We start from the raw sequence: 18,665 nt of genomic DNA on the forward strand, positions 1-18,665 counted from the left end.
ATTCCCACCTTACTCAACCAGCGAGATTCTCATAATTAACTCCCTCTTCCTTCTTCCCTCTTCCCTCTTCCTTCTTCCCTCTTCCCTCTTCCTTCTTCCCTCTTCCCTCTTCCTTCATTAAAATAACGACAATTAATATGGACGAATCGAAAATATTTCCCCAAGAAGACGATGTTGTGTCTGCCCCTACCAGCGCTTTGATGTATCAATGTACATTCAAAGTGAGCGAATTTATGGCAATTATGCAGTCAAAATTGGTAGACGAAAAATTATTTTCAGACGGGCTGGATTGCGAGCTATTAAGTGCTGGCAAAGACTGGACGAAAGGAAAACTTAGAATGCGTCTGGAGTTCATTCCGCTCGAACCTGAAATCAAAGAACAAAAAGCCCTTCCTGCCGCTGCCTCCAGATCGGACACCGTGCAAAACTACGCCGTAGATAGCTCAAATAAAACCGATATAGATGAGCCATTAAAGCAATGTGACTCAACAGAAATAAGTAATCATTTTCCTATTTCTAGGTATCCAGACCGCGACCCCCAAAGTATAGGAATGTGGAGCTAGGAAGGCAAAGACTGAGAGATTGGGAGAGGGGATGCTTCCCCTTCTTTGCTCAAAATCCCTCGGTGAAATCCCGTAGACTGCTCTTTGTCTAACTTCCTTATTTTTGAATGAAAAACTCCTATCATGGCTGAATCTTCCCATTGGACGTACCTGCACGCTCAAGTGCACAGGACGCTGCTGTACCGACAAATATTGCCATCAAATCAGCGATTGCTAGTAGCAGTATCTGGCGGACAAGATTCTCTGTGTTTAATTAAATTACTGCTAGATTTGCAGCCAAAATGGGGGTGGAAACTAGGGATTGTTCACTGCGATCATCGTTGGCGTTCTGACTCGCAAGCCTCGGCCAATCATGTAGAACAATTAGCTAAAAGCTGGGGAATATCCTACTATTTGGAAACAGCCTCGGACATCCCCAAAACAGAAGCAGCGGCCAGACAGTGGCGATATCAAGCTTTAACGGAAATTGCGATCGCCCACAACTACCCCTACATTGTTACAGGCCACACAGCCAGCGATCGCGCCGAAACACTCCTCTACAACCTGATTCGCGGCAGTGGCGCCGACGGACTTTCTGCCCTCACCTGGACGCGACCCCTGCTCGATTTTCGATTGCCGATTGCCGATTGTAGATTGGGGAATGCCGGCGAAAATCCCAACTCCCAAATATCGGTCGATTTTAGATTGGAAAATCACGATGAAAATTTCCAATCTAAAATCCCAAATCTCAAATCTAAAATCGGTAGATTGGGGAATTCCGGCGAAAATCCCAACTCCCAAATATCTGCCGATTTTAGATTGGAAAATCAGCCTGAAAATTCCCAATCGAAAATCCCAAATCTAAAATCTAAAATCTATTTAGTTCGTCCCTTGCTCGAAATAACTCGATCGCAAACAGGTCAATTTTGTCTAGAGCAAAAACTACCTATTTGGGAAGATTCCACAAATCAAGATTTGCAATATACGCGCAACCGGATTCGAGCAGAATTATTGCCTTATTTGGAAACTCATTTCAACCCAAAAGCCCAACAAGCCCTATCTCAAACAGCCGAACTCCTCCGCGCCGACGTAGAATATCTCGAACTTGCAGCCAGCGAGTTGCTACAGCGAGCAATGTCTCCAATTGCAGACAGCCCGCAGGTAAATTTTCAACTTCCCGTCAAGTTAAATCGCCCGATTTTGCGGGAAGCACCCCTGGCCTTGCAGCGACGGGCAATGCGGCAACTACTGCAACAAATATTGCCCTCGGCCCCCAGCTTTGAAAGCGTAGAAAAACTAACCCGCTTAATAGTAGCGCCCAACCGATCGCAAACCGATCCATTTCCTGGAGGAGCGATCGGTCGAGTCGAACACCCTTCGATAATTTTACATATTCAATTTTAAGCTGCGATCAAACCCGAAAGGACTTGCCACAACTCGGAAACTACCCGATTTTGCTCGTCTCCCGTCTCCTGCACCCGATCGAGTTCCCCCGCCACCGCTTCGAGCTTTTGGCGTAGCGCATTCAAATTGTCCTGCACCGGCTGCAACATTTCTTGATAAACATTCAGCCTGCCCCAGAGTTGCGCCACTGCACCTTTCTGGTTGAACAAATTCTGCTCTAACTGCTTGAGTTCGTAGCGTTTCGCCTCACTTTCCCCATTTTGGCGGTTGACATTTGCCTCAATTTGGGATATTGCTTCCCGCACCTGCTGAATTTCGTTTTCCAGTCTTTGCAATTCTTGGCTTTGCTGCTGCCGCTGAGTATCGATCTGTGCGACAATCGGCCCCAAATCAATATCTCCTCGCTCTTGTTTTAGAGCATTAGCAGTACCCAGCCGCCGCCACAGCACCGCCTGATGCTGCTTCAAAACATCTTCCCGTTCCTGCAACCGGAGGCGCTGTCCCACGAGAGTTTCGTTTAACATCTGATAACTTTCGAGTTCATCTGCCATTTCATTTTCCAAAGCCAGGCGATCGTACTCGCTAGCAGCTTGAATTTTCCCTTGCAGATCCTCGATTGTCTCCCGCTGCAGAGTCAACTCCTCCTCTTGATCGTTAACAAACCGGAACACCTTTTCCAAATCCTGTTCCAGGTGTTGCACCAGCCCCTGTAACTCATCAACAGGCATCTTCTCCAAAGCTGACACATCTACTTTCTGCTCCGTACCCGCAGCACCCGAAGCAGATGCGAGCCTGGAAACTTGCTGGTAAAGGTTCTCAACAGCCTGCACCTGCAAAGACACCGACTGAGCCTGGCCCTGCTTAGCGCTGAGGGTACTTTGCTGCCCTTTAAGCTCCGCCCGAGCCCCGGCCAAAGCATCTTGAGATTGGTACCACTCTTGCCAGCGGTTCTGGAGGGTCTGATTTTGTCGATCGACCTCTTCTTGTTGCTGTTGAGCTATGCTCTGTTTTTGCTCCAACTGCTGCCAGTGCTGATCCAGAATTGCCTGTTGAGCGCCCACCGCACCAAGAGACTGATTCAGTTGTTCCCGCACCCCTTGGGCCGAAGCAATTGCCCCTCCCAGCTTCTGCATCAACTCCTGAATCCTCTGGCTCTGCTGCTCATCAATTACTGCCCCCTGCGGAACCTCAGACTGCTGCTGGGCCACCCGTTGCTGCTCGCCCCGCAACTGTTCCCAAGCCGTCTCAATTTCCACGCGACTGCGATCGACTTCTTCTCGCAGTCGGTTAGCTTCATCTCGAGTATTTTCAATTTCCGAGCGCTGAGCCTCCAGCCGCTCCAACTCCTCCTCCATTTGAGCCAACTGCTCTTCGCGGGCTTGCATTTCCATTTCCCGGCGATTGAGTTCCTGACTCGAAAACGTCAGAGAAGCCTTCCACTGTTCAATTTCCTCTTCCTTATCCTTAAACTTGTCCTGCAATCGCGAGAAATTTTGCAGAATGCTCACCAACTGGCGGGCCGCCTCCTGAATCCGCTGCACTTGCTTGCTAGCGCTCAACTCAACCAGCACCAGCGTGCCGTCGTTAAACTTATTAGCTTCCTCAACTGGGATCGCGTCATCGCCTGGTACGGCGCTCCAGTTATGTTCGCCCCGCTGACAAGCTAGCAGTTTCAGTTCAGCCTTACCGCCACCGAGACCAAAGCCGCTTCTCTGTTTTTGTACTTCCGCTAGATACAGCACACTAATAGTCCTCTGCTTCGTAAAACCTATCCCAACTTACTTTAAGTTACTTAAAGGCCTAAAAGATAAGTGGTGTTTACTTCCTACGCTGTTGGGTAGACGGCTAATCCCAAGATAAGTAGGCTATCCCCCTTAAGCCAAAGGTTCTTGACTAAACATAACACTGCGTGCGATCTTTAGTCAACTTACCTAAAGTAAATAAGTATAGGCAAGTAAGGATAACTTGTTGCCACTTAAGTATTACTTTTTGGTGTCGTTTGCCCGATCGGGGGATAGCATTTTTTTCTAACTCGATCCGCACTCACGCATAGCACGTTCTCACGGGAGAACTTCCAGAAAGTACGGCCGCCACCAGTTGTCTGGAGGAATGAGAGAGCAGTACCCATGCCGCTTGATTAAAGACTAGCTCTCACTGGGGAGGCTGCCATAGCCCAAACCTGAAAAAGGTCAGTCCGTGAACATACCCACGTCTAAAGCCGGGGGATTCTTGCCCACCTTCAAGACGACAACGGGACATTGAAATATCCCTCTACTCACTCAAAGAACTTTACTTCTCACGGAGCGCAGACTTGCTGAGTCCTTCATATTTTTAAGATTTAACGTGACCTATGCTGCAATTATTTGGGCTTTAACTATTCCAAATTAATCGGATTAGTGCGTTACCGGGGTGGCTCGCCCTCTAGGATATTTCAATGGGTTGAAAGTTATTCTTACTCTGGCGAATCGCTCTCTGCCAATTATACCACTCTGGTTTTAGCAACACAATCGTTTCACGAGACTTAAAAGTCCCTACCGACCGATCCCCAAGTCTAAATCCCCATGTCGTTAGCCCAGGGCTTGCCTCTGGCGTTTCGATAAAAAAGTTTCTATAGATTGTACAACGCTTTAGTTATGGGTCGATCGTGAGCAAAGCCGTTGCTGCCCCCAAGTCGGCGCCGGAGTGCTGCGGACTGGGGATTTGAACCGCGCTGCCTTAGAATAAGGTAATGACGCGAGCCTATGACGCTCGCCGCGGGCGAGCAAAAAGGTCGATCGGCACTGAGGGTGTTCCTGACAATTGCCAACACAGGTTCATTTTGACTGCACCTAATTTTATGGCTGTGGCAAACCCAAAAAAAACCTCGATCGCAACTCATCCAACCCAACAGACTAGCCTGAAGTTCCCATCGGGGATCGATCGGCACTTGCTGCTGGTAGCAGCGGTAAAACCAGAGAATCCTCGGTATTTTGAAGTTGACCTACGCCAAGATGTGCTGGATAAACTGACAGCATACTCAGCCAAAAACTTCAAAACTTTGGCGATCGAAGGCTTGAACCAGTCGGGAATGCCAGCGTTGCACCCTCGAAGAACCCGTGCAATCGTGCGATGTGGATTCTACGAGTTCAGGCAACAGTGGGAATACTAAGGTAAAACTCTACACTTAGAGAATGCCGCGAGTTTCGCGGTTTCAGCTTGTGGACTGGTAGCCCGGCCGAGGAGCGGCAGCAAGTATCGCCGTTTCGTCAATTCCCAATTGTGAGATCGGCATCAGCGCGTAAATTCTTGACGGAAACTAAAGTCAATCTTTGCGCCAGCACACAGTCTTTCCGAGCTCAGACGCCAACGGTTTTAAGGAGGACATTTTAGCTGCATGCAGGGAAATTTGAGTGAAATAGACATCCGCAGCATCCTGCAATTGATTGAGTTAGGTCAGCGAACCGGAGAACTGTTCGTAGAGGCCTACACCTCCACCGGTAGCAGCACGGGTACTCAACCTACCCCGCGCTCCCTTGCGGGACAATCGTGGTATGTCTTCTGCTTCAACGGTCAGATTATTTACGCTACCCAGAGTGCGGGCAGTTTGTTTCGCTTGCGCGACTACCTGCGCCGCTACAAAGCAGATACCGCCCTCGACAAAATCCAAGTTCCCTATATGGCATCTACCAATGCCCCAGAATACGGCTACCTATGGGTCTTGCTAGAAAACCACATCCTCACCCCAGCTCAAGGGCGCAACATCATCCAGAGCATGATCCACGAAACCCTATTTGACTTGCTCAGTCTCCACCAGGGTTCCTTCACTTTTGAAATGGGCCCAGCTTTGGCTCCTCAACTGACCAGCTTAGAAATTAGCTCGCTGCTGGCCAAGATTGTCAAACAGGTGCAGCAGTGGAAGCAGTTTCACCCTCACATTCAGTCGCCCAACCAATGCCCCGTGATTTCAGACCCCTCCGAGCTGCGAGTCGCACTGCCTGTCAATACCTTTAATACTCTCAGACGCTGGGCAGACGGGCACACTTCGATCCGCCAAATGGCGCGCTACCTCAACCGAGACGTGCTCACTGTCGCTAAGGCGATTTACCCATTTGTGCAGCAGGGATTGGTGCAAGTATTTTACGAACCCTCTGTTGCCCCCACCAGCAACAAAAAAGAATGGTCGTCCCCAGAAACCAAGGTTCCCAGAGTTGTCTGTATAGACGACGACAATACTATTCGCAAAACAGTCGAGTCAATTTTAAACGAACACGGTTACGAAGCTACTGCGATCGGCAATCCCCTCGAAGCATTGAGTTTGGTGTTTCAACTCAAACCCGATTTAATTCTGTGTGACATCGCCATGCCGGAACTCGACGGCTACGAAATTTGCGCTATGCTGCGTAGTTCTAGCGCTTTCCGGCAGACGCCGATCGTGATGCTGACGGGCATCGACGGATTTATCGACCGCGTTAAAGCCCGCATGGCCGGAGCTACAGACTTTTACACCAAACCTTTTGGCGAAAGCGAGTTATTGATGCTGGTAGAAAAATATGTGGGCCCGGGCTACCCTCGGGTCAATCTCTCGGAAAGATTATTAGACCGATCGCTAGAAGACCAATTAGAAGAAAAATAAATTTCGCACCCATGCCATGATGGGAGCTTTTTTGTACCTGCGGTTAGATCGAGCCTCGGCAGCCCCAAAGAGAAAGCTCGCGGGCACTAAGTAGGTAGGCGGAATTAAACCGAGCTATGTAACAGTATGTAAACAGGGCTGACTTAACCGCGCTGAGGGAATGTGGATACTTTACAATCGTTTACATAATTGCGTTTGACAGCGCCTACCTACTTATTGGCGATCGCACCATAAACTAGAATGTATAAATCCGCGCGCTGGCAGAAGGGCGTCGGTAAAACTCTTTTCAATTTCTAGACCCAAGTGGGTCTAACACGCTCAAAGTGCAAATATAATATACTTGTTCTCCACTTGTAGCCGCTCCGAAAAACTGATGCACAGAGTTAGACTAAATCGCCAAATAGTTTTCTAAACTTGTCTATAATTGAGCAAACCCGCAACTCTAGGTAAGCTTAACTATGTTTGCCGTCAAACGAGCGCTAAAATTGAATAACAACGAAGCGACCTTGATGGCAAAGCACGCAGGATGGAGGCGGGTCGTCTTCTATTGCGGGTTAAGTTTGCGGACTCAAATATATAGTGAGGGCAAGCTTTCGGACTCCAAGGTGCTTAAGGAAGTTAAAAAAGTTCTCACCAACCACGTCAAGAAGCAAGCTGAATTCGCTTGGATGAACCAGTTGTCTAGCCGAGTCTACCAAAACGCATTAATTGACTTGAAAGATGCGTTTAGTCGCTATCGTGCCGGGAAAGCAGGTCATCCAAAATTCGCCAGCCGCCGTCACGGTCAATCTTTTAGGGTAGATTCATTCAATGGGAAAGTTCTGCTAAGTGCTGGCAAAACCATTAAGATTCCTAGATTGGAAACGTTTCGGCTTTACGAGCCACTAGAATGCGGTTACGTGTCTCAAACTTTCACTATCTCAAAAGAAGGAAGTCGCTGGTTGGTCTCATTCTGTGTGGATGCGGAACGTCTACCAGTTCAACAGCCCAAAAGCTCTGTAGGAATCGATGTAGGTATTAAATCTTTTGCCATGCTGTCAAACCAGCAAGTTTTTGACGCACCAAAACCGTTGAAAGCCCGTGCGAAAACCCAACTTGCAACTTTACAACGTCAAGCTTCAAGACAGGTAAAAGGTTCCAATAACCAGCGTAAAACTTACAACAAAAGCAGGCGACTTCACGCGAAAATACCTCGTATTCGTTTAGACTTACTGCACAAGTTAACAACTTACTTAGCCAAGACTTTCAAGCTCATCAAAATAGAAGACTTGAATATAAAAGGCATGATGGCAAATCACAAGCTGGCGGGGGCGATATCCGACCTGGGCTTTTACGAGTTCAAGCGTCAAGTCGATTACAAATGCAAAATGTATGGAGCGAATTTAGTGCTGGTAGACCAATGGTTTCCCAGTTCTAAAACTTGCTCTAATTATGGCAGCAAAAAAGATATGCCACTGGGTTTTCGGACTTTTGATTGTCCTGCTTGTGGTAGATCTGTCGATCGCGATTGGAAGGCCAGGGTTAATATTTTTAACTCTTAACCCTCGGCGGTCGGGGGATAGCCTGCGGATCTTGGGATAGCCGACTACCCAACAGCGTAGGAAGTAAACTCCGATGCTCTAAAGATGGCTTTAGAAAAGTTTAGGTAAGTTTTACAAAGCAGCAAATTTATTGCCAAGGACCTGCGGCAGTCGCGCCATTCACCCCTTAGCTGTGTCAAGCTTGGCTGTGTCAAGTTTAGACCGTCGAAGTTTCGATCGGGTTATTCTTGGCGGGAAACCTCAACAATTTGCTAGAAATGCAGGTGTCAGAATTATGATTAGCGGTAGCCCAGACTTTATATTACCAGGACTAGGCGTAGATCCGGCTCCGGAATTCCAAGAACTAGAAACTCCCGAAGGCGAGCTGCACCTGCGGTTCTACGTTCCTTCGGGGAACGAGTTCGCACTGCCAGCGACAGGGATTAGAGAGGTACTATCCCCGTCCCCAGACCGCATGACACCGATCCCCAACGTTTCCTCTTTACTTTTAGGTACGCTAAATATGAGAGGACGAGTGATTTGGGTGGCAGACCTCGGCCAATTTCTGGGAGACCAAACACCTCTGAACACAGATAGACCCGAAATCCCGATCGTGGCTGTGGAAGACCAAGACACGATTTTGGGGCTGGCAGTCGATCGAATTGTGGGGATGGCCTGGCTCGACGTAGAGCAACTGCACTCTCAGAACAATGCACCAGACGGCATGATTCCATTTCTGAGGGGAGAATGGATGTTAGGTGCACCAGCTCAGAAAGTGCTCCGACTGCTAGATCAAGTGAAAATTCTGCGCTCGGCGCGGTGGGCAGCGTGAAATCGATTTTAGATTTGCGATTTGCGATTTTCGATTGAGGTCTAACCATCAACAGTCACACGACTTGAGGCGCGCATCTAAACATTCAATTCAAGATAAAAATCAAAAATCTCAAATCTAAAATCTAAAATCCAAAGAGGGCGGCAAATGGCAACAAGTACCAACTTTCAGCAGGACTACCAACGGGCAGAAGCGGCCTACATGGATGGCAATTATTCAGAAGCCGCAGCCCTAGTTTATCAATTAGTAGAAGATTTTCCCGAAGACCCCAGCGCTCGCCTGCTGTGCGGACACATTTACTGCTACGGACTGCAACAGTATGAGGTGGCGCGGGAACAGTACACGGTTGTGCTAGGCCTGAGTGACGACCAGAGTTTGGTGGAACACGCTCACAGCGGAATTACCTACACAGACCAATTTTTATCTGGAGAACTGCAAACGGAAAATTTCGAGGCTTTGTCTGCTGAAACTGAATTAGAATTCTACCCAGACTTATCTCTCGATGAAGGGTTAGAAGACCCTGATTTGGGACTTTTCCAAGGAAATTCACCATCCCTTTCCTATAGAAGTCAATCCCCAGACGAAATGGAAAACGAGGACTTGGCAGACTTGGGCATGAGTGGCTTGGAGTGGGAAGCAGAAGACGACGATCGCGCAGGCTCAGTCCCAGAAGATTTAGCCTCACATTCTAACCCCTTTGGTGGCGATAGCGGCGGAATGGCAGCTTATGCTGAGACCTCCGACTCGCTAGACATAGACGAGTTTGCCGGCTCGGACTTTGGAGACCCTTTTGTCTTAGATGATGGAGGGTTTGATGCTGCTGACGTGTCTAGCAGCAAACTGTCTGCCAAAAGCGCACCTTACTCAGGAGATTCGTTTTCAGAAGCTCCGACTCAGATGCTCAACGGTCAAAGTTTTGCCTCTTCAGAAAGCGGAAATTCCTTCGACTCGAACCAACTAGACTCCCCCATCGGGCCCTCGGACAATTTTGGCGAACCTTTTGCTGCGCTAGATTTGCCAGGCGAATTCGACGATAACTCCGACTACGACTACCAATCCCCGCCCCTGAGCGGCCAAAATTACGGTCATAACGCACCTGGGCCCGAAGAGGAAGACCCCTTTGCCGAGGCGATGCCCTCGTCTGGTTTCGGGTCTTCTCGACCTCAAAACAAACAGCCGAATAACGGGTCGGACTACTCGTCAAACTATTCGCTGGCGGAAGACGAAACGCTGTTGATGGGAGGTGCTGTCCCCAACTCTCACTCGTCAAGGTCGAGCCGCGGACAATTTAATTCAGTCGATTCAGCCTCCGCCAACAGCAACGGTTACAGCGACTCGGAACCCCCGGCATTTGGCTCTAGAGACAACTTCGAGTTAGATGCTTTTGAAGACGACGCTTTTAGCGATTCTTTCTCTTTCGACGAAAACGAACAAGCGACAGCTTTCGGAGCATCCAACAAGAACAGCAGCGCCTGGTCGTCAAAAACTGGGAACGCTCAAGAACACAGCGACTTTTTAGACGAATTTGACGAATTTGACGATTTCGGGAATTTGCCGGACTTTGATATCTCAGAAGATGCCACCAGTTCGATCTTGACTAGAGGTAACACCAATTTCGGCAACTCGACCAGCGGCATGATGGGAACGACCGGCAGCAGCCTGGACTTTGACAACAGCGATGGCTCAGCAATTCGGGATGACGAAATATTTAGCATAAACGGCCCGGCTGATGCGTCGGTGCCGACTTTTTCTCCCAGCGAAACAGAAGCGGTCGATACTTCGGTCACGGTAGAACAGGGGGGACTGGCTTTCTTGGAAAATGCCCCTTTGTTTACAAAACAGTTGTACACGGCAATCGGGGCGGGACTGGTTTCTCTGGTAGCTGTGGCTTTCGTCACCAACATTGCCTCCTATCAAGCTCTGCGGCAAGACAAACCGGAGGCGATCGTTTACCTGCGCCAAACAGGCTGGGTAATGACGGCAGCCGCAGGCTTTACCAGCTTTTTAACTTCTTGGGGCATCGGCCAGTTGATCGCCAGGCAGGTACGCAAGTCGTCGGACAATTTGCAGGCTCAGTTCGATGCGGTATCTCAAGGAACTTTGGACGCTCGCGCTACGGTGTTCTCGGAAGATGAATTTGGCAAAATGGCTGCTAAATTCAACCACATGGCGAAGGTAATCCAAACCACGATTAGCGATACCAGGCGCAAGTCTGACGAGCAGGAACAGGCAAAAGAAGACTTGCAGCGCCAAGTGATTCGCTTGCTAGACGATGTGGAAGGAGCGGCCCGGGGCGACTTGACGGTGACTGCGGAAGTGACCGCAGACGTTTTGGGTGCTGTTGCTGACTCGTTTAACTTGACAATTCAAAATCTGCGCGAAATTGTCCATCAGGTGAAGCAGGCGGCTCGGGAGGTCAGCAAAGGCGCTACGGATAGTGCTAAGTTTGCGGGCGATTTGTCTTCCGACGCGCTGCGGCAAGCTGAGGAACTGGCGGCAACCCTGAATTCGGTGCAAGTCCTCACCGACGCGATTCAGCGGGTTGCAGAGAGCGCTAGAGAGGCGGAAGAAGTGGCCCGGGGCGCGGCGGCAACGGCTCTGAAAGGAGGCGAGGCTGTGGAGCGGACGGTGGCCGGGATTTTGGAAATTCGAGAAACGGTAGCAGAAACCACGAGAAAAGTCAAGAGGTTGGCGGAAGCTTCTCAAGAAATTTCTAAGATTGTGGCTTTAATTGCGACGATCGCCTCCCGGACGAATTTGTTGGCCCTCAACGCCAGTATTGAGGCGGCGAGAGCTGGGGAAGCGGGCAGGGGTTTTGCGATCGTGGCAGACGAGGTGCGACAATTGGCAGATCGATCGGCGAAGTCTTTGAAAGAAATCGAACAGATCGTGATGCAAATTCAAAGCGAAACCGGCGCGGTAATGACGGCGATGGAAGAAGGGACGCAGCAGGTTATTGAGGGGACAAAATTGGCAGAACAGGCGAAGCGATCGCTTGAAGATATCATTCAAGTAACTAACCGAATTGACGTGTTAGTGCGATCGATTACTGCCGACACTGTAGAGCAAAACGAAACAGCTCGCGCCGTGGCCTCGGTGATGCAAGCTGTCGAGCTGACCGCTCAGGAAACGTCACAAGAAGCGCAGCGAGTTTCTGGTGCTTTGCAAAATTTGGTAGGCGTTGCTCGCGACCTTTTGACATCGGTAGAAAGATTCCGAGTAGAAACAGCAGAAAGACAATAATTAAGTGTCTACTGCTTTTTTATAGGCTGATTTACCAGCACATTAGTGTGGCAATGATGGCATAGAAAAAGCAACCTCGCAGTCTTGAAAGCCCTGCGGGGATGCTAATTCAACACCTAAAGGAAGTAGGAGTTGCACAGATGGACGATAACATAGTAGAGGTAATACCGGGCATCTTTGGTGAAGTTCAGCCGACGGGCTGTATTATCTCTACCCTAACCAAATCTAGCAGTGGCTATGCCAATAAAAGACTTCGCATTAACGGTGAATGGAAAACGTTTACTGTTCACCGTTTAGTATTAGAAAATATTTTAGGTCGTCCGATTAGATCAGAATACTTTGCTTGCCACACTTGCGATGTCCGCAACTGCATCAATCCCAACCATTTATGGGAAGGTTCTAGACTTGAAAATTCTCAAGATAGGTTTAAGAAAGGACGGATTAAAGATGTAGGAATTACATCGGCTCCTCAACCTCAAAAACAAGTGCGAGGCCTAGAAGTAATTCCAGGCATTCGCGCTGAAATACAGCAGAACGGCTGCATGATTTGTACCTTGGCTAAAAGAAGTGATGGTTACGCCATTAAGGGTACTAAAATTAATGGCCAAACAAAAAGTTTCTACGCTCACAGACTTGTACTGGAACACAAACTGGGAAGACCTGTTAAACCCGGTTATTTTGCGTGCCACAGTTGCGACGATCGCGGTTGTGTCAATCCCGACCATTTGTGGGAAGGAACCCCCGCCGATAACTCCCGCGATGCTATAGAGAAAAACCGCTTTCCTTTCGTTCCCGGCAAGATATGTCCTAACCGCAAACTAAAACCCGAACAAGTGCGGGAGATTCGCTATCTTTTAAGTGAGGGGATATCGAAAAGAAAAATAGCCAGGACATTTGCCATATCTCGCAGTCAGATTATTCTCTTGGCAAGGGGCGAGATATACAGAGAGCTTCTCTAGAACTACTAACATAGACCCAATACAATAACGCTTAAAATCAGGAATAAAACTATGCTACCGGAGCAACAACAGAGGATAATGGGCTACTTTATTGAGGAGGCAAAAGACCACCTCAATACGATCGAACAAGGGTTGCTGAATCTGCAAACCACGATCGAAGACCCAGAACTGGTCAACGAAGTATTTAGGGCCGCTCACTCTGTCAAAGGAGGAGCAGCAATGCTGGGGCTGACCAGCATTCAGCAAACAGCTCACCGACTAGAAGATAGTTTTAAAGTATTAAAAGAGTGCAGCGTTAAAGTAGACCAACAGCTAGAGTCCCTGTTTCTGCGAATTTTTGACACATTGCAAGGGCTGTTAGAGCAACTGTCGGGGCCTTTTGGACTGACAGAAGAATTGGGAGAACAGATGGTTCGAGAATTAGAACCAGTATTTGAAGAGCTCAACGGGCACTTGGGGGGACTCGTCGGACACGGAGAATACCATCCAGACGAGAGCATCGCTCTGGCCGTACCCGAACCAGTTATGGCGGGGATCGGAGTCGGGGCGTTTGCCTCATCAAGGAGTTTTCCGGATTCGCCGTCTGTTTACGCACCTGATGTCAGAGAAACAGAAGACAGCGCGCTGCAGCTAGTATTTGACTCGGACGTGCCGGCGAGGATGCGGGAACTCCTGCAAGAGTTCAAACAGCCCGAAGGGCCAGAAAGCAGGCGGCAACTCAAGAACATTTGTCAGAACTTGCTCGGGACAGGGGAACAATTTGAACTGCCCTGCTGGATAGAATTGATCCAAGCTGTATCCAAGGCGATCGCCAACCCAGAAAATACCTACCGCACCTTAGCCCCAACGGTGATCAAAGACATCAAACAAGCGCAAGAACTGGTAATTTCTGGTCTAGAATCGTCGATCGTACCGAGCGCAAAACTTCTGTCGCTGCTGCCGGCTGTTCAGGTTCCAGAAACGGATTTTGAAGACTTGCTGGCCTTCGCTCAACCGAGTAAATCCGGGACAAATGTGGTTTCTGTTGAGGATGAGGCTTGGGAACTGGTGGGTTCGGGCGATGTCCCGGATGGATTGAACAAGTTGCTGCCGACTATTTCTGGGGTGAGTATAGACGAGCTGTTCGACCAACTCGACAGCGGCGACAGCAACGATGACAGTGGCATTCGATCGGCCCAGTTCGACGAGGATTCCGCCTTCGCAGAATCGGATATAGAGACGAGTGCTTTTAGAGGCTCGACCCGCACCGGCCCGGAAGTGGGCGCGGCAGAACTCAACACTTTAGCTGACTTGTTTGACGGCGAGTCCCCGGATCTCGACGGCGCTTGGGAAGAAGAAGAAGACCTCGACTATGCACAGTCTTCAGGGATATCGGCGGGAATGCTGGGGTCAGACGATGACAATTCCGGCGATTTTACTGATTTGTTGTTTGACGAATACGATGATACCGAAAGTTCGGAAACGAAGACGACGCCTCCGATTGACGACCTGACGAGTTTGTTTGGGGAGGATGTGCTGTTTGGAGAGGAGGCAGAGGGTTCGGCAGTAGCTGCAGGTCAGACAAATGCGGGTTCGAGCCAGGGGTTAACTCGCCAACAGCTTAAAACGGGTAACGGTAGGGGCGGTGAGCGGCGAGACGACACCGCGGCCCCAGCGAGGGGACAAGCGGACGAAGATGCTCTCGGTACGCTTTTGGACGAAGTGGCGGCTCAAACTTCTGCAGGTGTTACAGACAATGCTGATTTCGATAACTTGTTCGGCGATTTAGGCTTATCTGAGGCAACGGGTGTGCCGGCAGTCTCTTCGGAGTATTCCCTGAAGTCGGAGGCTTTAGACGGAGAATCGCAGGAGCCTGCTGCGGGGGGGGGCAATAGTGATTCAGCGGATGCCGAAGCGCTTGCTCTGCCTGTAATGGATGATTTCGAGTCGATCTCTGAGCTTGGCGAGGATTCGGATTTGAGCGAGCTGTTGGGGATTACTTCTAATTTCCTTTCTTCAGAAGACGAAGGTGAGGAGAACGCGGGCGATCGAGATCGAGTTGCAGGCATCGCACAAAATGAGGAAAGAGGCAACGTTCTTAACATGACATCAAATTCTGATTTAGATATCTCTGCGGATGAAAACTGGCTAGAAGATGCTTTCGGCATGGAAGACGAGTCTGTGCAATCGCTCAACCTGGATCTGGACGATACGGATTTAGATGCGCTGTTTGGGGATATGACCTCGGGTGCGATTTCGGAGGATGAACAGACTGTGCGGGATCGGCAAGGAGCGACTACTTCCCGAGAAGCCGCAGATTTGGCCGAGCTGTTCGGTTCTGTACCTACAGGTACTGAGTATGACGGAGAAGCTTCGGGGCAAGCCCTTGGGGGCTGGCCCAATGATGGGAATTCAGAATTGCTGAGTGCCGGGGTGGGAGTTGATGAGGGCGACTTGGGGAGTTTGTTCGAGAACAATGGTGCCGCTGTTTCCGACCAAGGTTTGACAAATTCGGCAGAGGTTGAATTTGGGGCTTTGTCCGACGATCGTCCTGAGTCGGAAATTTCAAATGTTGAATCTGATGAGGCCGCAGCTTTCGATTTCTTGGAGGATATGTTTGGGGAAGGCATGGTGCACCCAGGCGATGCTGGAGCGGCGCCAGATGACGGCGCAACTGTGGATGTGAAGGAATTGTCTGCCCAACCTGCCGGTGATTTGTTCGACGAGCTGGGTGCGGATTTGTTCGATCGAGCCGAAATAGATGTTGCCGGAGAGTCTGAGGGCGAAGATGATTTGTTTAATGCCCTGGAAACGGATTTTTTGAGTGCGGATTTAGAGCCGCTGCCTGCAGAATCTCTCGATGGTATGTTTGAGGGCGATGCTGACTTGCTCTCGGCGATGGAAACCGGCGCTACTCTCAACAACTCGATTTTGATGGGTTTTGATGATTTGTTGGATTCCATCGATGCTGAAGTTCTGGTGACTTCGGAACTGACGACGGGCTTTTGGGACGCTGAGGACGAGTCGGCCCAGCCCGATTCCTCGGAGTTGGAAGAGGGGTCGCTGGCCGACTTTTTTGGCGAGGCAGAATCAGGCGATGAGGATGCCGAAGAAGGCAATTTTGACGATTTAGAAGCACTGTTAATTGCCGGTGGTGCTGGAGCTGTTATAGCAGCTTCTGGAAGTACAAATCAGAGTCCGGTAAATACAGAAGTTTTCTCGGATCTCGAAGAGCTCCTCAGCGAGAGCGCAACTATGCCGGAAATTCACGGGCTACCGGCGACCACTGCTAGTAAAGCTCCCCGCGCTGCCGCCGATGAGAGCGACGACGAATTTGGCGATTTGGAAAAACTGCTGGAAGAACCCAAGGACGGCGGCCGCCAAGGGGAAGGCAATATGGGGCCCTCGGCGATCAACAGACCCAGGCGGAATGCCCGCGCGGGCGGGTTCGGCGACCAGACGATGCGGGTGCCGGTCAAGCAACTGGACAACCTCAGCAATTTGATGGGGGAACTGGTTGTGAACCGCAACAGTTTGGAGCAAGACCAAGAACGGATGCGGCAGTTTTTGGACAATTTGCTGCACCAGGTAACGCTGCTGAGCGATGTGAGCCAGCGGACTCAGGATTTCTACGAGCGGAGTCTTTTGGAGATTGCTTTGCTGGCAAACCGGCAGGGACACCGATCGGGCTGGCGCTCTGAGGATGCGGCCCCAACCAGGGACAGTACCAGGGACAGTGCCTGGAGACCGGAGGAAATGGACAGGTTTACTCCTTTCCACAGTTTGGCTCAGGAGATTATCGAGCTGATCGTGCGGGTGCGGGAGTCGGCGGCGGACATTGAGTTTTTGGTGGATGAGGCGGATCAGGTGACTCGCCAACTGCGACAAGTCACTACTCAACTGCAAGAAGGTTTGACTCGCGCCCGGATGAAGCCGTTTGCGGAGACGACGGACAGGCTGTTCCGGGCGGTGCGGGAAATTGCGATTAAGTGCGGGAAGCAAGCTCAGTTGCAGGTTGAGGGTAAGGATATTTTGATCGACAAGATGATTGTGGATCAGCTTTATGACCCGATGACTCACTTGGTGAACAATGCGATTACTCACGGGATCGAAGCGCCGGAGGTGCGTCTGGCGGCTGGGAAGCCTGCTGTCGGCAGGATTACGATTCGCGCTTTCCACCAAGGGAACCAAACGGTGGTTTCGGTTTCTGACGACGGGGCGGGAATTGACCCGCAAAGGGTGAAGGCGAAGGCGATTAAGCAGGGTATGCTGACGGCGGCTCAGGCTCAGAGGATGTCTCGCTCGGAAGTTTACGATTTGCTGTTTATGCCCGGTTTCAGCACTCAGGAACAGGCGACGGAGTATGCAGGCCGGGGGGTCGGTATGAATGTGGTGCAGACTTCCTTGCAGGAGATTCGGGGAACTGTGTCGATCGATTCAACCATCGGCAAGGGGACTGTGTTTACCATCCGTTTGCCTCTGGTGTTGAGCATTTCTAAGGCTCTGACTTGCATTAGCGATCGCGCTCGCATTGCTTTCCCGATGGATGGGGTCGAGGATATGATCGATGTGCCTCGCGATCAGGTGACGACGGGGGCCGACGGTTTGCCTTGCATTGAGTGGCGGGGTCAAAGCTTGCCGTTCCGGCCGCTGCGGGATTTGCTGGCTTACAGCCGCCATTTGGGCCGGGGCAGTGTTTACGGGTTTAATACTGACGATGACATGATTTCGGTGATCGTGCTGCGCTCTGCTGGCAATTTCTTGGCGGTGCAGGTGGATCAGGTTTCGACGGAACAGGAAATTGTGATCAAGCCGTTGGAGGGGCCGGTGCCGAAGCCGATCGGGATTGCTGGGGCCACCGTGCTCGGGGACGGTCGGATCGTGGCGATTGCGGATGTTCTGGAACTGATCGATTTGGCTACGGGAAGGCTGCGGAAGGACACTGGCGGTACGCTTTGGGATGAGGGCGATCGGGCTGCTGCCGAGGCGGAAATCGAGAAGACTGAGCCTACTGTGCTGATTGTGGATGATTCGATTACCGTGCGATCGCTGTTGTCGATTACTTTCGAGAAGTCTGGCTATCGTGTGGAAGAAGCCCGCGACGGTAAGGAAGCTTGGGAAAAGATGAAATCTGGTCTGCCTTGCGATATCGTTTTCTGCGATATTGAAATGCCGAGAATGGACGGTTTGGAACTGCTTTCTCGGATGCAGAAAGATGCTGTTTTGTGTGAATTGCCGATCGCGATGTTAACTTCTCGCGGTGCTGACAGACACCGCCAAATGGCTTACAGTTTGGGCGCGAAGGGCTATTTCACTAAGCCTTATTTGGAGGAGCAATTGCTTGATGCTGCTTCTCGGATGTTGAAAGGTGAGGTTGTTGGTGCTCCGGTTGGTGTTTAATGTGTAAATCTGCTTTTATCTGCGGTTGAAAAATGGGAATTTGTTAATCGCAGATGAAATTGGATTGATTAAACCGCAGAGGACACAGAGAACGCAGAGAAAGAGAACAGAGAGATCGATGATTCTGAGGAAGGACGAATTTGATATAATTTATCTGGGTTTATCTGTGTTTAT

General features: G+C 50.2%; 10 protein-coding genes. 9 read left to right on the plus strand and 1 reads right to left on the minus strand.

Features of this window, described 5'->3' with window-relative positions:
* Window positions 1–137 precede the first annotated feature (137 nt).
* The gene (locus OSC7112_RS16720; RefSeq protein WP_015177006.1) at window positions 138–563 is read left to right on the plus strand and encodes a KGK domain-containing protein; all 426 of its coding nucleotides are present in this window, start codon (window positions 138–140) and stop codon (window positions 561–563) included.
* A gap of 123 nt (window positions 564–686) precedes the next feature.
* Window positions 687–1,946 carry a tRNA lysidine(34) synthetase TilS gene (gene tilS / locus OSC7112_RS16725; protein WP_015177007.1) on the plus strand — a complete coding sequence of 420 codons (1,260 nt, stop codon included), beginning with the start codon at window positions 687–689 and terminating at the stop codon, window positions 1,944–1,946.
* Here tilS and hmpF read toward each other — a convergent pair.
* Window positions 1,943–3,688, minus strand: coding sequence for a pilus motility taxis protein HmpF (gene hmpF / locus OSC7112_RS16730; protein WP_015177008.1), 1,746 nt, complete (start codon window positions 3,686–3,688; stop codon window positions 1,943–1,945). The two genes, tilS and hmpF, sit on opposite strands and share 4 nt — an antisense overlap.
* Before the next feature lie 986 nt (window positions 3,689–4,674).
* Between hmpF and OSC7112_RS16735 the strand changes: the two genes are divergently transcribed.
* From OSC7112_RS16735 to OSC7112_RS16765, 7 genes are all read left to right on the plus strand, one after another.
* Window positions 4,675–5,094 carry a hypothetical protein gene (locus tag OSC7112_RS16735; RefSeq protein WP_015177009.1) on the plus strand — a complete coding sequence of 140 codons (420 nt, stop codon included), beginning with the start codon at window positions 4,675–4,677 and terminating at the stop codon, window positions 5,092–5,094.
* 225 nt (window positions 5,095–5,319) lie between these two features.
* A complete protein-coding gene (locus OSC7112_RS16740; RefSeq protein WP_015177010.1) occupies window positions 5,320–6,558 on the plus strand; it encodes a response regulator in 1,239 nt (412 codons plus the stop codon).
* A 458-nt stretch (window positions 6,559–7,016) separates the two neighbouring features.
* A complete protein-coding gene (locus OSC7112_RS16745; RefSeq protein WP_015177011.1) occupies window positions 7,017–8,099 on the plus strand; it encodes an RNA-guided endonuclease InsQ/TnpB family protein in 1,083 nt (360 codons plus the stop codon).
* A 277-nt stretch (window positions 8,100–8,376) separates the two neighbouring features.
* On the plus strand, window positions 8,377–8,910 hold the full coding sequence (locus OSC7112_RS16750; protein ID WP_041623211.1) for a chemotaxis protein CheW: 534 nt from the start codon (window positions 8,377–8,379) through the stop codon (window positions 8,908–8,910).
* 147 nt (window positions 8,911–9,057) lie between these two features.
* Window positions 9,058–12,153, plus strand: a complete 3,096-nt coding sequence (locus OSC7112_RS16755; RefSeq protein ID WP_015177013.1) for a methyl-accepting chemotaxis protein — start codon at window positions 9,058–9,060, stop codon at window positions 12,151–12,153.
* Between the two features lie 140 nt (window positions 12,154–12,293).
* Entirely contained in the window at window positions 12,294–13,112 is an 819-nt protein-coding gene (locus tag OSC7112_RS16760; protein ID WP_015177014.1) for an HNH endonuclease, read from the plus strand.
* Window positions 13,113–13,163: 51 nt separating this feature from the next.
* Complete coding sequence (locus OSC7112_RS16765) at window positions 13,164–18,491, plus strand: hybrid sensor histidine kinase/response regulator (protein WP_015177015.1); 5,328 nt, start codon at window positions 13,164–13,166, stop codon at window positions 18,489–18,491.
* The last annotated feature ends 174 nt before the right edge of the window (window positions 18,492–18,665 follow it).

Source organism: Oscillatoria nigro-viridis PCC 7112, from assembly GCF_000317475.1.
Classification (GTDB): Bacteria; Cyanobacteriota; Cyanobacteriia; order Cyanobacteriales; family Microcoleaceae; genus Microcoleus; species Microcoleus nigroviridis.